This window comes from Streptomyces sp. NBRC 110611 (genome assembly GCF_001590865.1).
Lineage (GTDB): Bacteria > Actinomycetota > Actinomycetes > Streptomycetales > Streptomycetaceae > Streptomyces.
Genome location: NZ_BBUY01000021.1, coordinates 71,788 through 91,721 on the forward strand (window position 1 = coordinate 71,788; position 19,934 = coordinate 91,721).

General features: G+C 72.5%; 6 protein-coding genes. 1 reads left to right on the forward strand and 5 read right to left on the reverse strand.

The window, feature by feature from the left end:
• Positions 1 to 36: 36 nt before the first annotated feature.
• From AZE13_RS29070 to AZE13_RS29090, 5 genes are read right to left on the reverse strand one after another with little or no spacing between them, the layout of a single operon-like run.
• Positions 37 to 1,554, reverse strand: coding sequence for a hypothetical protein (locus AZE13_RS29070; protein WP_066938461.1), 1,518 nt, complete (start codon positions 1,552 to 1,554; stop codon positions 37 to 39).
• Complete coding sequence (locus AZE13_RS29075) at positions 1,551 to 5,372, reverse strand: hypothetical protein (protein ID WP_147264751.1); 3,822 nt, start codon at positions 5,370 to 5,372, stop codon at positions 1,551 to 1,553. The genes AZE13_RS29070 and AZE13_RS29075 overlap by 4 nt, the downstream gene beginning before the upstream one ends.
• Positions 5,373 to 5,407: 35 nt before the next feature.
• Positions 5,408 to 7,741: a hypothetical protein gene (locus AZE13_RS29080; protein WP_066938464.1), complete on the reverse strand. Its 2,334-nt coding sequence runs from the start codon at positions 7,739 to 7,741 to the stop codon at positions 5,408 to 5,410.
• Complete coding sequence (locus tag AZE13_RS29085; RefSeq protein ID WP_147264752.1) at positions 7,738 to 13,155, reverse strand: DUF6603 domain-containing protein; 5,418 nt, start codon at positions 13,153 to 13,155, stop codon at positions 7,738 to 7,740. The genes AZE13_RS29080 and AZE13_RS29085 overlap by 4 nt, the downstream gene beginning before the upstream one ends.
• A 9-nt stretch (positions 13,156 to 13,164) precedes the next feature.
• The gene (locus AZE13_RS29090) at positions 13,165 to 14,346 is read right to left on the reverse strand and encodes a ComEC/Rec2 family competence protein (RefSeq protein WP_066938468.1); all 1,182 of its coding nucleotides are present in this window, start codon (positions 14,344 to 14,346) and stop codon (positions 13,165 to 13,167) included.
• Between the two features lie 500 nt (positions 14,347 to 14,846).
• On the opposite strand from AZE13_RS29090, the gene AZE13_RS29095 reads away from it, so the two are divergent.
• Complete coding sequence (locus tag AZE13_RS29095) at positions 14,847 to 19,925, forward strand: DUF6531 domain-containing protein (protein WP_066938470.1); 5,079 nt, start codon at positions 14,847 to 14,849, stop codon at positions 19,923 to 19,925.
• The last annotated feature ends 9 nt before the right edge of the window (positions 19,926 to 19,934 follow it).

A 19,934-nucleotide genomic window follows, 5' to 3' on the forward strand; every position in this document is an offset into this window, starting at 1 on the left:
AAGTCCGGCAAAGCGAACCAAGCCCACCCCGCCCGCTCAGTTGGGCGTGCTGTCGGGGTCGGCCCGTGGCGCGTCGTCAGCCTGTGCTGCTCCCCCGCTGTCCGCGTTCTCCGGCGCGTCCAGCGTTGTGCCGGTGGAGTCCCGGGACACCTGCCATTCGTCCGAGTTCACGCGATTGCCTGGCTTCCACCTGAACACACGTGCCCGGTCACCGTCGTAGTCGAAATAGTCGTTGGCGGCGTAGAGCCATCCCGGATACCTGGTGTTCTTGAGGCCGATCGTGTCGTTGTGGCAGATGGCACCCTTGCCGTTCCGGGTGATGTCCTGCGATGCCGACAGTCTGGCGGCGGAGAGCGTCCCCGCTACGCTGAGGCCCCCGGTGACCGTGCCGTTGACCTGCAAGTCCTGCCCCGCGATGAGCTTGTTGGGCGTGTAGACGGTGACGTTGTGGTAGAACACCGACTCGCCGGCCGAACCCGTCTTGAACGCCTGGTTGACCTGGACGTCCCCGTCCGCGGTCAGCTTCCCCGCAACCCCGAGCGTCCCCGAGACGGTCGTGTTGCCCGTGACGCCCAGCGTGCTCTTCGCGGTCACCGCTCCGGTCACCTCGAGTGCCTGCTCGGCCTTCACCGCGCCCTGGGCGGTCAGCGGCCCGCTCACCGTCAGGCTCGCCAGCGTCTGGTCCGTGACACACACCGTCAGGTGGTCCCACCGGGTCACATACCCACCGTCCGGCGTCGGCGTCACCGTCTTCAGTGCGAACGCCGTGTCCCGTGCCATCCGGCCGGCCGCCACCGGGTACGCGCTCCCGCCCGCGATCGAGGAATCCGTCACCCGCTCCCCGTCCATGTACAACTCGTGGTTGTCGCCGCGCGCATGGTGCCACTCCAGCCGTACCGGCGCCCCTGCCCCGATCCGTGTCGCCGGCGGCCCACCGACCCCGGTGACGGCCACCAGCGCCCGCCCGACCCCCGGCGAGGGATCCGCCCCGCTCCGGAACGGGAACTTCGCGACCTCCAGCACCCCGGAGTTGGGCGTGGTCGGGATGGTGGACCCGGTGGTCGCCCACTCCTCGATCCCGATCCGGGCGACACCCGTCTTGTTGCTCACCGCGATGTTCTTCAAGGTGATGTACAGCCCGTCGACCGTGACCTCGCTCGCCCCGCCCCTCGGCTCCACGCTGAACCGCACCTTCGACGGTTCGCCCGTCGTCTCCCCCGCCGCCGGGAACACCGCCGTCTCGGCTGTCGGCACGGCGAGCAGCACGTCCGGCTGCGGACCGACGATCGTCCAGCCCGACGAGGGCTCGACGTACCCCGAGATGCCCTCTCCCTTGAGCGCCAGGTCCTGGGCTAGCGAACCCACCGGCAGCACGATCGCGATACGGCTGCACCGCACCGGCGTGCTGCCGCTGTTGGAGATGACGAGGTCGATGGCCCCGTAGGCCAGCTCGTCCTCGTTGCCGGGGCCGACCTTGGGCGGGCTGACGGTCAGCGGATTGGGGACGGTTGTCAGCGCGTAGCTGAGCACACACGGCGTGGACGCGTCGGTCATCGGCGGTCTCCTTCGGTCTGGTCGGCGTCGCTGGTCGGGCGCAGGGTGAGGCGGCCGGTGCGCAGGTCGGGGGCCGGGTGCGGGTGGCGAGGTTCGCCGTCGGAGGCGTGTGTGGCGGTCTCGCTCCACGCGTCGGCGGTCTCGTTCTGCACCCAGGTCCAGGTGCCGTAGCGGTCCGAGGGGCGCGGCAGGACGAGCGCGGGCGGCTCCCCGGCGCGTACCGCTTCCGGGCCCGGTGCGTAGGCGCTCACCGGCAGCGGCCCCAGCCGGAAGGACACCGGGAGCTGGGCGAGCGGCGGTTCCACCAGCCGGGCGGGCAGGCGGACCTCGGCACACGGCAGGACGTCGGTGGTGGCGTGCACTGTGCCGCGCGGGTCGGCGAGCAGGGTGAGGAAGGCGGCGTTGTGGTGGTCCGGGTCGCTGCCCGGCGGCCTGGCCGGGAGTTTCAGCGATGCGCCGGTGCCGATCGGGTCGAAGTAGTTCCGTGCCTCCTCGGGGAGTTCGGCGTCACTCAGCACTGTGTGCAGGATGCGGTAGTCGGTGGTGCGGTGCTCCCCGTGGAAGTAGCCCACCAGCCCGTCCGTGAGCTCGTTGCGTTCGCCGAGCCGGACGGGCCAGCGGTAGCCGGGGTATTCCGGTGCCTGCGGATCGCGCAGGTTCTGCCACGCGGGGTCGGCGTACGGCGGCCCGTCGAGATCAAGGCCGAAGCGTACCCGCATCAGTGCCAGCGGACGGCCGACGAGCACGCTCGGGGTGTACGGGGGTGCCGCGTCACCGGTCGGGGCGGTGGTGGACAGTGTGCGGTCGATGACCGCGAGGAGGGAACGGAGCGCGGCCGGGCCCCGGTCGGGGGCGACCAGCGCGGTCAGGAAGCCGTGCAGGTGCGGGTAGTTGTCGCGCAGGTCGTCGAGCGTGCGGTACCGCGAGTACGGCAGCGCGTGCCACGTCACCCGTGGGACGCCGCTCGGCGGCAGGGTGGTGCGCAGCTCGCCGAGCGGGGCGCCGTCGGGCCCGTATGCGTACAGTGCGCGGTCGAGGTAGCCGGGGACCAGCCAGGCGGAGACGGGGGTGGTGCCGGGGTCGCTCGCGGTGAGGACCGGGTTGAGGTCGTTGCGGGCGTCGAGCAGGGTGAAGCCGGCGCGGGCGGGCTGGGTCAGTCGTGGGGTGAGCTGGGTGAAGCGGTACCAGGTGGGCGGGTTGATGGTCCAGTGGCCCTGGCCCGGATTCCCGGGGTCCTTCAGGGAGGGAGTGAGCTCTTCGGGCAGCTCGGGCGCGAAGCGGCGTGCGGGCACGCCGACGCCGATGACGTCCCCGGGCTCGTTGCCGGGTGCGAACCGCAGGGCGTGCGGGTCCGGGAAGATCGCGGGCAGGGCGTGTCCGAAGCGGTCGATGACGGCGAGCCGGGCGAAGGCGAACTGCCCTGCGCGCAGCGGCTGGTACGGGCTCGGGTTCCAGCCGGTGAACGGGCGCGGGAGGGCACCCGGGTCGGGCGGCAGGGTACGGGCGGCGGCCTCGCTGAGCGCGGTGCGCAGGTCGGCCGGCAGCTCGGCGTGCGGGTCGAGGGCGGCCGGGGTGGCGGCCCTGGCGGTGAGCTGTTCGGTGAAGCCGGCCAGGGGCTGGGAGAACCAGTCGGCGTCCTCCTCGACCTGCCGGGCCAGTGCCCGCAACGCGCCGGCGCCCGGCCCCGGATGGGTGCGGGCGTACTGGCGCAGCGCGGCGGCCAGGGTCTGCGCGGGGGCCGGGGTGAGGAACTGCCGGCCGCTGAGCGTGACCGGGACGGAGTGGGCACCGGTGCCGAGCCAGTGGTACTCGGTGCCGTCGAAGCTCCAGTTGTCGCGCCCTGGTGCGCCGCCGCCCGGCTCGCCCTGCCATGCGATGGGGAAGTAGTCGACCTTCCACTCGAAGAACAGCGGCTGCCAGGGCTGCCGCCACTGTGCGGTGTACGCGCCGGGGGTGCCGATGGCGTGGGTGCACGGGGTGCGCATGGCTGCCGCCAGGGCCACCACGTCCCCGGTGAAGCCGGTGACCGCCGCGAGCGTACGGGCATTGGCGGAGGCCAGGTGGAACAGCTCGCGCAGCAGGGCCGGCAGCACGCCGGACAGTCCGTCGGGGGAAGGGAGGTGGGGCGGCTTCGGGGTCTGGTCGTCGGTCGCGGAGACCGGGGTGCCCGTGACCCGTACGCCGGTGACGAGCGCGTCCGGCCAGCGGCACACCAGCGGTGGGGCGGCGTCCTGCTCGCTGTCGTCGTAGCCGCCCTCGCGCACGGTGTACGGGTCCGCGGCGGCCAGCTGCTCCGGGCCGGGCGGGATCGGACGGTCCTTCGTCCCCCGGATGACCACGACCGGGTCGTTGGGCCGGTGGTGGTCGGGGAGGACGGCACGCTTGAGGACGACCTCGGCGCCGGGCAGGCCGTGCTTCTCCTGGTAGTCGCGGATGGCGTCGGCGAGTTCGTCGGGGGTGTCACCCCACGGGATGTTCCGCCGTGCGGCGGCCACCGCATCGCGGGTGGCCCTGGCCTCGGCGGTCGCGGCGGTCACCTTCGCGTTGAGCTCCCGGCGATAGGCACCGGGTTCCTCCCCCGGCGCCTCCGGCACCTTCGGCAGGTTCGCCGCCCACCACAGGTCGTACAGGCGGCGCTGCGCCGCGATCAGGTCCCGTACCGCGGCGTCGTGCGCTGCCTGGGCCGCGTTCAGCTCGGCGAGAGCTCGGGCATGGGCGGTCCGTGCCGTACGGGGCCGGCGGTGGCGTACGGGCTTCGGCTTCTCGGCCTCCTCCAGCACCCAGGTGTATCCGCCGGGCTCGGGAGTGAACCAGGAGGCGTGCACGGCGCGTTCGGCGTGGATCTCGCCGTCGGGTTCTTCGAGCAGGTCGAGCACCCCGGAGTGCACCGCCGACAGCAGTGCGGCCAGTTCGGGCGGGGAGCCGGCCCGGCGGGCCGCGTACTCCTTGAGTGCCTTGGTGGCGTGCTCGGTGTTGTTGCCGACCGCGACGGTGACATAGTCGGGCCGGTCGGAGGCGGGCAGGCCGCTGCCCCGGCGCTGCCACCGCACGTCCAGCGCGGTGCCATGGCAGACCGTGCGGGCGGCATCGGGCGCCGTGCCGGTGGCCGTCCAGCCGAGCGCGGCCATCCGTTGCGCGAGGTCGCCGGCGAGCGGATCGGCGGCGGGGTCGCCGTACCAGCCCGCGACCAGGTAGTTGAGCTGATAGGCGGTGTCCGGGTCGAGGTCGTCGGTGCGGTCGTGCACGGAGAACACGTCGAGGTTGTACGGCTGGTACGCGGCGAAGGTCGGCAGCCCCGGGCCGACGGCGGTCAGGAACAGGCCGCCGGGCGTGCCGGGTTCGCGCCATGCGCCGTCGGCGAGGTCGATACGGCGGCCGATGCGGGTGAGGCGGCCGTCCCGGTCCAGGTAGCTGCTGGAGCCGTGGGCCGGGTCCAGGTGGTCGCTCTCGACGATCCAGCCGGTGTCGGTCCGTGCCCCGGAGCTGTCGGCGACGGCCTGCCGGACGACGAGCCAGCGGTTGGGCACCAGCGGGAAGACCGGGACGCCGTCGCCCCGCTCGTCCACACCGTGGGTGAGGGCTTGCGGCAACTGCCAGTGCAGGTAGACGCCCTCGCGGCCGGGGTCGGCGTTGAAGGCGGTGTCGGCGTTGGAGAACGCGGGCGGTTCGGGCGAGAGGTTGAGCCGGGTCAGCGCGTAGTTGGCCTGCCAGCGCTGGAAGACCTCGGCGCACCGGACGCGTTCGTTGACGGTGAGCGCCTCGATCTGCATCGGGACGACGAGAGGTTGCGAGCCCGGTGCCGCAGAGGGTGGCGTCACGGCGCTGTCCTGCCCTTCCTTCGGGGTGTTCGCGGTCATCGGGGTGCCCCGGCACGGGTGATCAGCTGGCGGCGGGGCATGTTGACGAGCTGGACGGCGAGCCCGGCGGGGCCGAACTCGGCGGCGGCCTGCTGGCCGAGTTCGGTCAGCCGGGTGCCGAGTTTCCGCAGCAGCCGGTCGGCGGCGGCCGGGCGCAGGTCGAGAACGGCAGGGCGGCCCGCGGGGTCGGGGCGGAGGTAGGCGTCGAGTCCGTCGTCGCCGACGGGGCGCGGGAACGCCTCGCTGTCGATCTGCCGGGCGACATCCGGTGCGTCGACGCGCCGCAGGTCGATGACCCGCTTGCGGTCCAGGTCGAGATCGATGCCGAAGGACAGTCCCTCGGGCGGCTCGGCGAGCTCCACCTCGTCGGGCACCTGCTCGAAGAGGACCAGCAGGACGTCCGGTCCGAGGGCGTCCTGCCGCAGCACGGCCAGCGGCGTACGGCCCTCGCCGTGCCCCCGGTACGGGCGGACGAGCAGCCCCGGGCACTCGTGCACCAGGGCGGAGCGGATCAGCACGCCCGCCCGCGGCGTCGGCTCCTGCGCGTCGGTACGGTTCCAGGGCGCGGCGATCCGGGCGAGGGCGGCGTCGGTCTCGCCGGTGAGGGCGATGCCGGCCGCGCCGGAGACCAGCCCGGTGAGCCAGCCCTGGTCCACGTAGAACAGGCGCAGGGACTCGGCGGGCAGCGCACGCTCGTCGGGGACCAGGTCGGCGAAGGGGAGGGTGTGCAGCAGGCGCAGCCGCTGCAGCCATGCGCTGATCGGGGCGGCGGCGTCGGCGAGTTGGGCGGTGAGAGCGGTACGGAGCGCGTCCGGTGGGTCGGCGAGCAGCTCGGCGGTACGGGCGGCCCGGCCGGCCCCGCGCCGCCCGGCGGCGGGCGCGCGGTGGAACGGCTCGGGCGGGGGCGTGTGCCGTGATCCGTCCGGGTGCGTGCCGGCGCGCAGCAGCCGCGCGGCGGCGCCACCGGCGGCGAGCTCTTCGAGCAGGGTGCCGAAGGGGCGGGGGGTGAGGGCACGTGCGTCACCGGAGTCCGCGACGTCCAGCCCCACCGCCGCCAGCCGCTGCGCCAGCGCCGCCGCCCGGGTCCGGGCCTTCGCGTGCCAGGCCGTCAGCATGGCCGCGAAGTCCGCGTCCGCGAGCGCCAGTGCGCGTCCCAGGGTCCAGGCCGCGCCCCAGCCCGCGTCGAACAGCCCCCACGCCTTCTCGTACGCCATCAGCTGTGCGGCGCTCGTCCAGCCGGCGGCGGGCGCGGCCGGCAGGGGCTGCGCGGGCTCGGCGGTGAACGGCCCCCGGTACCAGGCACAGCTCCGCTCCCCGGTCTCCAGCCCGTACGTCAGCGGAACCCGGCCCGACACCAGCCGGGCCCGGGCCGTGGCGTACGCGGCGGGGTCGGCGCCGGCCGGCGGCTCGGGCGGGGGCTGGGGGACGCGCAGCAACAGGTCGCGTTCGTTGTGCTGCTGGTCGAAGAGGAAGTGCCGGACCCGCCCGGGGAAGCCTCCGCCCGGTGCGGGGTCGCTGAGGAACGACCAGCTCCGCAGTGCGGCCAGGCGGATGCGTACCCCGGCGGTCAGCCGCCCGGCGTCCGCGTCGGCGAGGATGGACCGGCAGCCTTCCAGCGCGACGAGGTGCGCGGCATAGCGGATCCGGTGTTCACGGTCGGGCAGCCGGTTGGCGAGGACGACCGCGTAGGTGCCCTCGGCGAGCTGTTCGCCGCGCAGTCCGGCATCCGTGCGCACCTCTCGAACGTGGGTCAGGTGGCGCAGTTCGTCGGTGCGCGGGACGACGGCCGTGAAGACGTCGCCGGGGATCTCCACGGTGTGGCAGATCGCGGTCGGGTCGCCCTCGATCTGCCGGACGCGTGGGTGCCGCACCCCCGGCGCGTCGGCGAGCAGCTGCTCGGCGGTCAGGGGCACGGTGAGCCCGGCGGACTCGGGATCGCCGGGCAGCTCGCCGGCCGCGAACAGCAGCAGCGCCAGCCAGGGTTCGGCGGGTGGGGCCTCCAGCGCGCCGGGTTCGTCCAGACGGCGCATCCACGGCAGGAGCGGGTCGGTGAGCGTGAGGTGCGCGAGGGTCGTGGAGTAGTCGGAGCGGGCCTCGGGTGCCGGGTTGGCGGCGTGTACCTGCTCGTCGGCGAGGGCGAACTGCGGTGCGCGGACCTCGAAGATCTCCTCGACCGGCTTGAGGTAGTCGCCGGTGTCCCCCACCACGCCGGGCAGGGTCTGGGTGGCCTTGACCCGGTAGCGCCCGGCGTCGACGGCGGGCTCGCGGTTGTCCTGGAAGCGCAGGACGAAGCCGGGGTCGGCGGCGGGCGCGTGGCGCTGGTCCGTCATCGGGCGGCCCCTTCGAAGGAGTGGTCGGCGAACACGGTGTAGAGGGCGGCCGACGCCACGGTGCCGGGAGGCAGCGGCCATCGTTCGGTGAGGACCGGCGCGTCGTCCTGGATCTCGACGACGGCGACGCTCGCGTCGGCGCAGGCGACGAACGCGCGGGCGGCGTCCGGGGTGAAGGTGACCGACAACGGCCGGGCTCCGAGGCCGAGTTCGCCGATCAGGCGGCCGCCGCCGACCACGGACACGGCCGCCGTGTGCAGTACCCAGGCGCGGTCGGCGGGGTCGAGGACGAGGGCGCGTGGGGCGGGGCCGATGGGCACCGAGGATTCCGCGATGGTGTCCTTGGTGGAGCCGTGCCGCTCGTAGAGCGTCACCACCTGGCCGCCGTCACCGGTCTCGCGCAGCATCACGCCGCGCCGGGCCGAGTTGGTGAGCAGGGCCAGTCCCCGGCCACGGGCCGGGAAGTTGTACGGCTGGTACCAGTCTCCGGGCGTGGGGACGGCGACCAGCTGCACCTGTCCGTTGGTGCTGGCCTCGGCCCCGTAGACATACACGCGGCCCGGCTCCCCGGGAGTGACGAACGTGGGTGTCGCGGGCCCGTGCACCGTGCCGAGCTTCGAGCCCACCGAGGTGTCGTAGGTGACGGTCTTGCTGCCGTCGTTGGCGTTGACGTACAGCCGTCCCGCCTCGACGTCGACCGCGATGCCGCCGAAAGCCTGCACGTCCTGCCGGTCCACATCGGTACGGACCGGCTCCGCGCTCCCGGCCAGGTCGACGGAGGCGGCCGCGATGCGATCCGGACGGGCCAGCACCGCCCGGGAGTCGTCCTTCCTGACCGCGAGCAGGGTGGGCCGGCCGGTCAACTGGATACCGGTGCGCGGTGCGCGTACCTGCTGCGCGACGACGTCGACGACCTCCAGCTGCCGGGGATCCGTCCCGGCCGCGTACAGCGTCGCGCCGTCCGCCGAGGTCGCCGCCAGGTACGGCCCGGGCCGGCCGAGCGGCACCCGGCCGACGACAGCGGTCGTCGCGGGGTCGACGGACAGGATCGCGCCGGTGGTGTCGTCGAGGACGAGGACGACGGGTCCGGGGGCGGGCGGTGCGGGGTCCTGGGTGAGCAGCAGCGGATCCGCGTCGAGTCCCGCGGTACGGGCCTGCTCGGCGTAGTCGCCCACCGTGCCGTTGGACAGCGGGATGTCCGGGCAGAGCCCGGCGAGCACGCCGTGCATACGGGTGCGGGCCGAGCCCGCCGCCAGGTTGGCGATCTGTTGGGCGACTACGCCCACTCCGGCCCCGAGTGGATCGGCGAGTGCGACCGGAGAGCCGGTGGGTCCGGCATCCGGGTCGAGCGGCAGGGTGGCGTCCGGGTGGAGCTTCTCCCAGGCGAGGTCGGCCTCGGCGATCGGCCCGAGGTCCTGGCCTTTGACCGTGGGCGGGGGGACGGTGATGTGCAGGCCGGTGCGGTGCTCGAGCAGCGGGTCCTGACCGAGGGTCTTGTCCTGGGGGACGTCGGGGTCGCCCCACAACGCGAAGGGCACCTTGCTGCGGACCGGGTCGCTCAGCCACCGGTCCTCGTCGGGGAGCGACCGCCAGGAAGCGCGCTGCCCGCGGCGGGTGTCGCTGTACTCGACGGTGACGTGCAGCAGTCCGTCGACGTGCTTCTGTTTCATGGGCCGGATGTCGACGGTGCTCCCGCCCTCCGGGGGGCGGTCGTTGAACCGGACCCGGGCCGTGGGCACCACGGTCGAGACCGCGAACGAGAAGCCCGCCGGGTCGGCCAGCCACGGCTCCGCACCGGCCTTGATCCGGGCGGCCTGCAGCGCGTGGTCGGCGTCGGAGTCGGTGCGCAGCCCGGTGAGCGGGTGCGCGGTGAGCGGTGCCTCGGGCGGCAGGAGCTGGGTGCGGAACTCGGCCCAGGTGAGCGCCGCCGGTCCGGACAGCGCGGCGCCGAACCCGACGGTGACGGTGATGAAGACGAACGTCGCGGTGACCGTGCCGCCGGTGGGCGGCCCCCACAGATCGAGCGAGGCGCCGATCTCGCCGCTGACCGTGAACAGCAGCTTCACCCGGGCGCCGACGCGGACCGAGATCCCGGCCCGGAAGTGCAGGGGCGCCCACTGGATCAGCAGATCGGCACGCGCGGTCAGCCAGGCCTCGACGTTGCCGGCCTTGTAGCGCACGTCCAGCGAGCCGCCCGCCATCACCGCGTTGGGGGTGAGCGCGAAGTACGCCCCGCCGCTGACGGTGACGGCGGAGCCGACCGACCAGGTGAAGCCGAGGCGGGGCACGACCGGGAAGTAGTCGGGCCTGGCCTTGTCGTAGTCGGGGTGGTAACCGCCGACGGTGAGGACGAAGTTCCCGGCGTGCGGGCTCGGTCCGAACCAGGAGTAGAAGGCGAAGCCACCGGTGAGCACGCAGGACGGGTCGATGACGTAGGAGTCCACGAGCTGTGCGGTGGCGGCGAGTTCGCCGCGCGCGGACTGGTAGACGATGCGCAGGTCGACGCCGACGCGTGCGTACTTCTTCGTGCCCTTCTTCGGAAAGCTCGCGGTGGCGCGTCCGATCAGCGCGAGGGTCAGGGAGTTGCCGGCTTCCAGCAGCAGCAGGACGCGTGCCTGGACGAACTCGAAGGAGGTGAAGTCGATGCCACCGGCCAGCCAGATCTGCCCCTCGGTGGGCCGGACCCAGGGATGGGGCCCGTCGGTGAGCAGAGCGAGCGTCTTGAGCGGGTCGTCGTCGAGGCCGCCGTCCAGCCCGGAGACCAGCGGGAATTGGGCGATCTCGGTCTGCTCCGGGACGCGGACGCCGCTGTTGTAGCCGAAGCCGAGGGCGAAGCCGGTGACGCGGAAGGGGGGCGGCCCGCCGAACGTACCGGTGAGCCGCCCGAAGGCGAACAGCGAGGTCATGCCGTCGCCGCGGCGCTGGTACGCACCGAGCGCCACCGCCCCGAACTTCGGCATCTCGACGACGAGCATGCCCTTGACCATGATCTGGTAGCCAGTGGGCGGGGGTTGCTCGTTGACGAGCGCGCCCGCGATGTGCAGCGGGTTGCGGCGCAGGTCGATGGCGAGCCCTTGGAGGCGGGGCTCCACGCTCATGGTGTCGAGGTCCAGGGCGATGCCCAGGCCGAGCACCCCGAGGGTGAATCCGGCGGCACCCATGCTCGCGTCGAACAGCACCAGCACCTTGCCGGAGTCGAAGCCGGCGCCGATGCGCTGCACGTGCAGTGGTCCGAAGGAGCGGCCGATGTCGGCCCAGGCGACGGATCCCGGCGCACTGTCGCCGCTCCGGACCGCGAGCTGCTTCTGACCGCCGCCGAAGGCGACGGCGAGGGGCTCCTGTGCCCGGCCCGCGATCTCGTACGGGAGGGAGAGCACGGCCCCTTTCGGGAGACCGGCCGGTGGCTGCGGGAGCCGGGGGAAGCGCTTTCCGGTGGCGGTCTCCACGGCCGCGATATCGCCGTTGACCGTGCCCAGTTGCGCCGGCGTGAGGCTGCCCGAGGCGAGCAGGAACTGTACGCCGGTGACACCCAGGTCGGCCTCGGCGGGTACCTGGCCGGCCAGGAGCGGCAGGTCCGACAGCCGGGCCGACAAGGACGCGGCCACCAGCGCGGCCCAGGTGCGGCCGTTGGGCTCCGCGTTGCCCGGTACCGCCGTGAGGACGACCCCCGCGCCGGCGGCCGTGGCGGACGCCAGCAGCAGCCGGCCGGCGGGAGACGCGTACCGCAGCGCCAGCGCCTCCAGCCTGGGAAGCAGCCCGGAGGGGAGCCCGGGCGGCAGCTCCAGCCCGATCGCGGAGGCGAGGTCGGTCAGCGGCACGCCCGGGGTGGCGGCCGCCGTGGCCGTCAGCACGCTGGTGGTGCCGCTCTCCTCGTAGGAGACATCGAACCGCAGCGCACGTGTGCCGCCGGCCCCGTCCGGTACGAGGACGGTGAGCGTGCCCGCGACCTCCTTGTCGTACCCGCCGGAGAGGCGTCGCGTGAGGTGGACCCCGAGGTCAAGGGTGGCGTCGGCATCGCCCAGCGGAAAGGCGCAGGAAGAGACCACATCGAATGCCTGGCCGGCGCTGTCGAAGGACAGTGTGACTTGGTGGACCGTCACCTCGTTCAGCAGCGCCGGTGGCGCCACACCGAAGAGACCGAAGAGGTCGCCCGGCCGGATGTTCCGAGCGGTCCCGGTGAAACTCCACCGGCCGCTGTCGTACGCGGCTTCGAGGGCCAACGTGGCCGGCCCCACGGCCAGGTCCGCGAGCAGCCGGCCTGCGGGACGGCCGCTGCCGGTGCCCTCGACGGACAGGCGCATCCCGGTCAGTGCGACGGCGTCCGAGATCCGCCAGGGCCCGGCCACGTCCAGGCTGACGGCATAGCTCTTCGAGCGCGCGTTGATCCAGGCGCTGAACGCTTCGACATCACCGGTCGGCATGGTGGCGTCCGGCAGGAACAGGCGGAAGACATCCACCAGCGGGAGCGGCTGCAGCAGCCCGGCGTCCAGGTCGAGCTCGGGAACCACTACCGATGCGCCGACGATCGCCTCGCCGATGCGCAGGGTGGCGCCCAGTCGCGCGCGCACGCTCGGCGAGTGGCGTGGCGAGGTCACCGCGTACTCGACGTCCACGTCCGCCAGCTCGAACTTGCCGGGCAGCAGGGGCCATTGGGCGGGAATGTGCACCCGGAGCGAAGCGCTGAGCACGGATTCCAGACCCAGCGAAGCGTGGTCGGGGTCGACGGCGCACACGAGACCGACTCCGGCGAGCTCCAAGCGCCCGGGAAGCTCCAGCCCCGGCAGGTCCGGCAGCGCGAACTGCCCGCCGCCCGCCCCGGGCGCGATCCCCGCCAGCTCGGACAGGTTCGCGAGCGTCACACCGGAGAAGTCACCCACCAGCGAGACGGTGCTGGCCGCCGCGCCGGTCAGCGGTACGGCGCGCAGCCGCAGCCCGCGTGGTCCGGCGGCGGCGAACGGCAGGTCCGCACCCACGGCCGCAGCGGAGGAGACCACTCCCCCGGCCCGCGGTTCGGCCGACAGCACCAACAGCAGCCGGTCGCATCCGTACACCCGGAGGAAGCCCATATGGGCGCGGAGATACGGGAGTTCGACCTGCCAGGCGTCCGGGTCGGTGTCGGTGGTCAGTGTGACGTCGGCCGTGATCCCCGCCACGACCGGCGGAACGGCCGTGGTGTTCGCGCCGAAGGAGACGGTGATCTCGGCGCCGGCGGGACAGTGCGGGATGGTGATGTGCCCCGTCAGGGTGAGCGCCTGGGGATCGGCCTCGGTCACGTCGGTCAGGTTGAGGTCTCCGCCGAGATAGGTCTTGAAGAGTTCTTCCGTACCAGGGATGTCCAGCTCCGCGAAGGTCAGCGAGAATTCCCCGCCGACTTCCGGAAACCTGCGCCTGAGTTCGTCCACTGTCATCGCCATGACGCCCGCCTAGAATCCGATCTCGACCGTGCCGGTGTTGTCGATCGTCAGGTGCCAGTTGCCGCAGATGAAGCGCTGCTCGTCCGGCATGGCGTCGGTCCAGTCAGGATTCACCATCAACTGTGTGGTGAAGACCGCCTTGTCGGATGCGTCGATCTCGAAGGCCCTGTCCTTGTAATAGGTGTACTCGTGCGGTGCGAAATTCCCGACCTTCCCCGACCACGTCTTCACCTGTTCCAGGTGGGCGAACTGGGGAATGCCCGTGCCGTTGAAGGATTTCGTGCCGGAGCTGACCACCAGCCGGTGGGGCCGGAGAAACTCCACCAGCGGCCTCCCCGAGGAGGTTTCGCTCCCGTGGTGCCCCATCTTCAGGGTCATGCTTTCGCCGGCTCTCGACGAGAGACCGTTCCTGGAGAGGGGCGGATTCTCCAGGGCACGCAGGAGAAAGTCCTCGGTTTGCGTGGTGGCGTCGCCCATCAGCCAGACGGATTGCTGCCGGTAGTCGAGTGCCAGCACAATACTGTCGGGGTTCGGGTCGTAACGGCACAGTTCCTTGTGCAGCCGGACCTGTTCATGGGGGTCCGTCGAAGGGGTCAGGTACCTGATCCACTTCGCGTAGCGGGTCGCATACTGCCCGGTGGCGTTGGCTGCCACGATGTACAGACCATCACCGGCGCCCCCGAGGTTCACGATCGGCTGGCCGTATCTCCACGGGGTGTTGTCGTCGCCTCCCGGAGTGGGACCCATCATGGCCAGGGAGTTGGGCAGCGGTCGCGCCCCGTGATCCTGCATCCACTTGTACGTCCCGTTCCCCGGGCGGGCTCCGTCGCGACCGTTCCAGTAGTCCTCCAACACGCCCGTGTAGAAGGTTTTTTTCACGGTGTAACCGGGCAGCGCGCGCACGATGAGGTTGTAGTGGTCCTCGTCCGCGTGTGTGATGAAGAGATAGTCGATCGCTTTCCCCGGTACGTACGTGCGGAGAATCTCCTTGACGTTGTCCAGGGCACTCACGATCCGCTGTGGTGGCCCGGGAATCAGGCACTTGGCGTCCTTGGTCGACCCGCAGTCGATGAGCACGACCTCTCCGGTGCCGTCCGGCGGCGGCGGAAAGACAATCAGGGTGCAGTCCCCCTGGCCGACGCCGATGAAGATCATCCTGATATGGGGGCGGGTGGGGGTCGGAATCGCCATCACGAACTCCCTCGCTCGTGGGAACGCATGCGCATATCGCCGGACCGCTGCGCCGTTCTCGGTGCCGTCAGTGCGTCCGCACGGAAATCTCACCGCACTTCGGGTCGCTCACTGCGGTGAATTGTGTCCAGTGGCGTGTTCTTGAGGACAGTTGGCCGGATGCCCGCAGACTGGGCCCCGGGCCGCCGTACGCGGGGTGGTTCTTCGGGCGGGAGTTGCGGGGGCGACGGCCGCGGGGGCTGTTGACGGTGCGGCGGTGGTGGGTGTGGGGCATCGTGGATCGCCGATCCGGTCGAGAGGCTGCGGTGGTTCGTCTCCCGCGGAGCCGGCGGCAGCGGTCGCCCCCGGTTGCCGTTCGACACTCAACTGTGATTGCCTCCAAAGGACTTGACGTCACATCAGCCACGCTGTTGTCATGCGTAGCCCAGCCCGCTCCATGAGGAACGTCGCCAGCGGTGCCACGGGGTGCTCCGAGGCCGTTGGCCGTAGGAGGTGGATCCATGACGTCTCCGGCCGGATCACCGATCGCCAGGCCCGTCCGGGAGCTGCTCGGCAGGCAGCCCGACTACGGCTTCGCCGGGGACGGGGTCAGCACCGCGACCGGCAACTGCACCCGGCGTGTCACGGACCTGGCGTTCCCGGCGTCCACGCTGGGGCTCCTCGACTTCATCCGGACCTACAACTCGCTCGGCACCGCCGACGGGCCGCTGGGGCGCGGCTGGAGCACCTCGTTCAGTGCCCGTCTGGCGGAACAGCCGGACGGGAACGTCCTCTTCCATGACGAGGACGGCCGGGTGCTGACGTTCACCAGGCGGCCGGACGGCGGATACCGGCGCCCACAGGACCTGGAGGCGGACCTCACCCGGGACGCCGAGGGCGGCTGGACGCTGCGCACCCTCAGCGGCCTCCGCCGGCTGTTCACTCCGGACGGGCGGCTGACCGCCCGCGAGCGTGAGGGACAGCGCGTGACCTTGTCCTACGGCGGCGAAGGACGTCTGCTGTCCGCCGCGCACTCGTGCGGGCGGCAGCTGTCGTTCTCGTACGACGGCGAAGGACGGCCGTCCGCGGTCACCGCGGACGACGGGCGGGCCGTCAGGTACACCCACGATGGCGAGGGACGGCTGACTTCGGCGTCGGGCCCTGCCGACGAGGCGACCACCCGCTACACCTATACCGAGGACGGCCGGCTCCGCCAGGAGACCGATCCCGACGGGACCCCGGTCGTCGTCAACGCCTACGACGACGAGGGCCGGGTGGTGCGCCAGGAGCACCCGGCGGGCAGCAGCACGGCGTTCGCGTACGACACCGGCGCGGGCGCAGGCGCGGGCTCGGGCGCGGACGTCACCACGGTGACCACGGTGACCACCGAGCCCTCCGGAGCCCGCAGCACCTACCGCGGGGATGCGCAGGGCCGCCTGGTGGCGCTGACCGACCCGGCCGGGCAGACCGCGGCCTTCCGCTACGACCGCAACGGCAGGCTCGTCCGTGCCACCCGCCCGGGCGGCACCGAGCTGACGCAGCGCTACGACGACCGCGGCAACCTGCTCCGTTCCACCACCGCCGGTGAGATGTCGACGTACCGCTACGACGACCGCGACCGGCTCGTCGACGAGACCGATCCGGAGGGCGGGACCACGCGGTACGCGTACAGCGGCGACAGCCACGTACCGTCCCGGATCACCGAGCCGAACGGCGGTGTCACCACGCGGACCGTCGACAACGGCCTGGTCACCTCCTCGACCGACCCCGACCGGCACACCACCCGCTACCACTACAACGAGCGCGGCGAGCTGACCTCGGTCACCCTGCCGGACGAGACGGTCAGCCGCTACCGCTACGACCGGGCCGGGAACATGACCGAGGCGACCCAGCCCAGCGGCAGCACGCTGCGCTGGACGTACGACGCCGCCGGCCGGGTCACCGCCTACACCGGCCCGCTCGGCGAGGAGAGCCGCCAGGAGTGGTCGCCCGGCGGCAGGCTGCTCCGCCAGACCGACCCGGAGGAGGGTGAAACCAGGTTCGGCTACGACGACGCCGGCCAGCGCACCAGCGTCACCGATGCCATGGGGCACACCACCACCTCCGCGTACGACGCCGACGGCAACCTGACGCAGACCACCGACCCCGAGGGCGGCGTGACGGCGTACGCGTACGACGCCCTCGGGCAGGTCGCCCGCACGACCGACCCGGCCGGGACCGAGACCTTCTACCGCTACGACGCGGACGGCAACACCGCCGAGGTCGAGGACCCCAACGGCACCACCCGCACCGACTTCGACGCGGTCGGCCGCCCCGTGGCCGTCACCACCCCGTCCGGTGCCACGACCCGGTACCGCTACGACAAGGCCGGGCGCCCCACCGGTGTCACCGACCCCGCGGGCGGCAAGTGGCGCATCGAACACGACGCGTCGGGCGATCCGGTACGCGTCCTCGACCCGACCGGGGCGCTGGCCACACAGCACTGGACGCAGAGCGGCTACCTGGACGAACTCGTCGACCCGGCGGGCAACTCGGCCCGGATACGCCGGGACCGGCGCGGCAGGGTGGTCGAGGTCGAGGACCGCCAGGGCGGCGTCACGCGCACCGCCTACGACGCCGACGGCCGCCCCATCGCCGTCACTTCGCCTGCGGGCCTCACCGTGCGCACGGAGTACGACGCCTCGGGCCGGGTCATCACCCGCACCGACCCGCGCGGCTGGGTGACCCGCTACGCGTACGACCGGCGCGGCCGCAAGACCGCCGAGACCAGCCCCTCCGGGACCACCACGCGTTACCGCTACGACAAGGCCGGACGGCTCACCGCGGTCATCAACGGCGAGGGCAACCAGACCCAGTACGGCTACGACCGGGCCGGGCGGCTGATCTCGGTGACCGACGAGAAGGGCGCCGTCGTCCGCTACGACCACGACAAGGCCGGACGCGTGATCGCGGTCACCGACCCCCTGGGGCGCACCACACGGCGGGCGTACGACCGGGCCGGAAACCTCAGCGAGGTCACCGACCCGGACGGCGGCACCCAGTACTTCAGCTACGACAAGGAGGCACGGCTCACGCGCTGGCACGCGGACGACGGCACGGAGGTGACGTACGCCTACGACAAGTCCGGGCGCCGCACCAGCATGACGGATGCCACCGGCACCACCCGCTTCGACTACGACAAGGTCGGCAACCTCATCCGCGTCACCGAGCCGGACGGCGGCGTGGTCAAGGCCGGCTACGACAAGGCCGGACACCTGTCCCAACTGGGTTACCCCGACGGCCTGGAGGTCGACTACCGGTACACCCCCAACGGCCGCCTGATCGCCATGGCCGACTCGCGGGCCGGCCGCGCCCAGTACGCCCTCGACCCGGACGGCCGCCTCCTGACCGAGCAGCTGCCGGGCCGGCTCGCCCGCCGCTATGCCTACGACCACGACCGGCTGTGCCGGTTCGAGGTATGGCGCGACGGCCGGCCGGCGGCACGCACCGACCTCACCCGCGACCCGGACGGGCGGATCCTGACACAGCGGGACACGGACCCGGTGTGCAGCACCTTCCGCTCGTTCCGCTACGACCGGCTCGGGCAGCTGGTCAACGCCCGCACCTGGGAGATGCGCCCCTGGCCATGGCAGCCGCCGGAGCGCCGGCCCGAGCCGACCGTCCACCAGCCCGACGACACGTACGGGTTCTGGGCGGAGAACCCCCGCGAGGCGCTGGACCTCACCTACGACGCGGTCGGCAACCGCACCGTGCGGTGCCTCGGCGACACCGAGACGCACTACCGCTACGACGACGCCGACCAGCTCGTGTCGTCGCGGTCGCACGGCCTGCACACGCGGTACGCGTACGACTCCTCCGGGCGGCTCACCGAGGTCCGCACCGGCGACTGCCATCAGCGGATCTCGTACGACGGCTTCGGCCGGGCGGTACGGGCGGTCACCGACGACGGCGCGCCACGGGAGGAGGCCGAGGCGACGTACAACGGCGACGGGCTGCTCACCCGGCTCGTGCTCACCCACACCGACCAACGGCACGACGCGGTGCGGTCGGCGTCGGTGCGCTACCGGTGGAGCCCGGAGCGGATCCCGCAGATCCTCAGCCAGCGCGCCGACCCGGAACTCGCCGACACCGAGCGCGGCCACCCCAGCCCGTACAGCGCGGACTTCAGCTACGGCTACGGCCGCACCTTCGCGACCTGGCACGGCGGCAGCGAGACCTTCCACCGGGACGTGTACGGCTCGGCCGTCCGCACGCGCGGCACCCGCGCCTGGGCGCAGGCCGAGCGGTACGGGCTCTTCGGCGAACCGGGCGGTGACGGCCACGGCCACCCGGGGTGCTGCTGCCGGGAGCACTGGCACCACGGGCACTGCGGGCGCGACGAGCACTGCGGGGAGCACGAGGGTCATCACGATGGGGACCGTGGGGAGCCCGGGGAGCACGGTGATCGGCGGGGGCACGGTCACGGCGATGCCGCCCGCGGGTGCTGTCACCCACACCTGCCCGCGCCGGCGCTGCCCCGCTTCGGCTACCGCGGTGAGCAGACCCTGGGCGGTCTGCTCAACCTGCGGGCCCGGCTCTACTGGACCGGCCTCGGCCGCTACACCTCCCGCGATCCGGTCACCAGCGAGAACGCGGGAGCGGGCGGCGCCGAGCACCCGTACGTCTACGGCCGCAACGACCCGCTGAACCGGACCGACCCGCGCGGCCTGCTCTCCAGCCCCGGCGCGGCGCTCCAAGTGAGCGCCTGGGCGGCGCTCTCCGGCGGCACAGCGGCCCAGAGCGCGGTCGCACAGCGGCGCAGCAGCTCGCACCGCCAGGTCTACGGCATGGTCGGGGCGCTCGCAGGCCCCGGCCCCCGCGGCGGCAATCCGCTCCACGACGCCGCCGCCGAGACGGCCGGCACCGTGCTGAAGGGGCAGGTTTTCGGGGGCGGCACCATGCACGTGGACACCTATGTCATCGAAGGTGGCACCAAGGCCCACCGCTACCGGCCCGGCACCCCTCCCCAGAACCCCAACCCGGGCTCCCGGCCTGGCTATCCGGACCTCCTCTACGAGCGCCCGGGCAACAAGACCGCGGCCATCTGGGAGGTCAAGTCGAAGAGCCAGGCGTACAAGGCAGCGCGCGAGGTGGTCCACTACCGCAGGCGGTTCGAGCAGTTCAAGGCGGCACAGGGTGACCCCGGCTGGAAGGCGTTCGCGGGCCAGCCACTGCCCGGCACGTACTTCGTACTCGGTTATCCGAACTGGGAGGTGAGTTCACCCGGCGCCAACTGGGACGGGAAGATCATCTATCGGCAGTCGAAGCAGCGGAACCCGCGTCCGACGGACCCCCACCCCATACCGGTGCCGGTGCCCCAGCCGAATCCCCAGCCGCAGCAGAAGCCAGACCCCTGGTGGGATGTGGACTGGGAGTGGCCATGGGAGTGGGACCTGCCGTGGAAGGAGATCGGCCTCGCCGTCCTGGGCGCCGCGGCCGTCATCGGCGTGGTCGCCCTGGCGATCGCCGCCTCTCCGCTGGAACTCGCCGCGGGAGCGGTGGCCGCCGTCGCCGGGGGCGTCGCGGCCATCGTCGGAGGGATCGGAGCGGCCTTCTCATGACCCTCACAT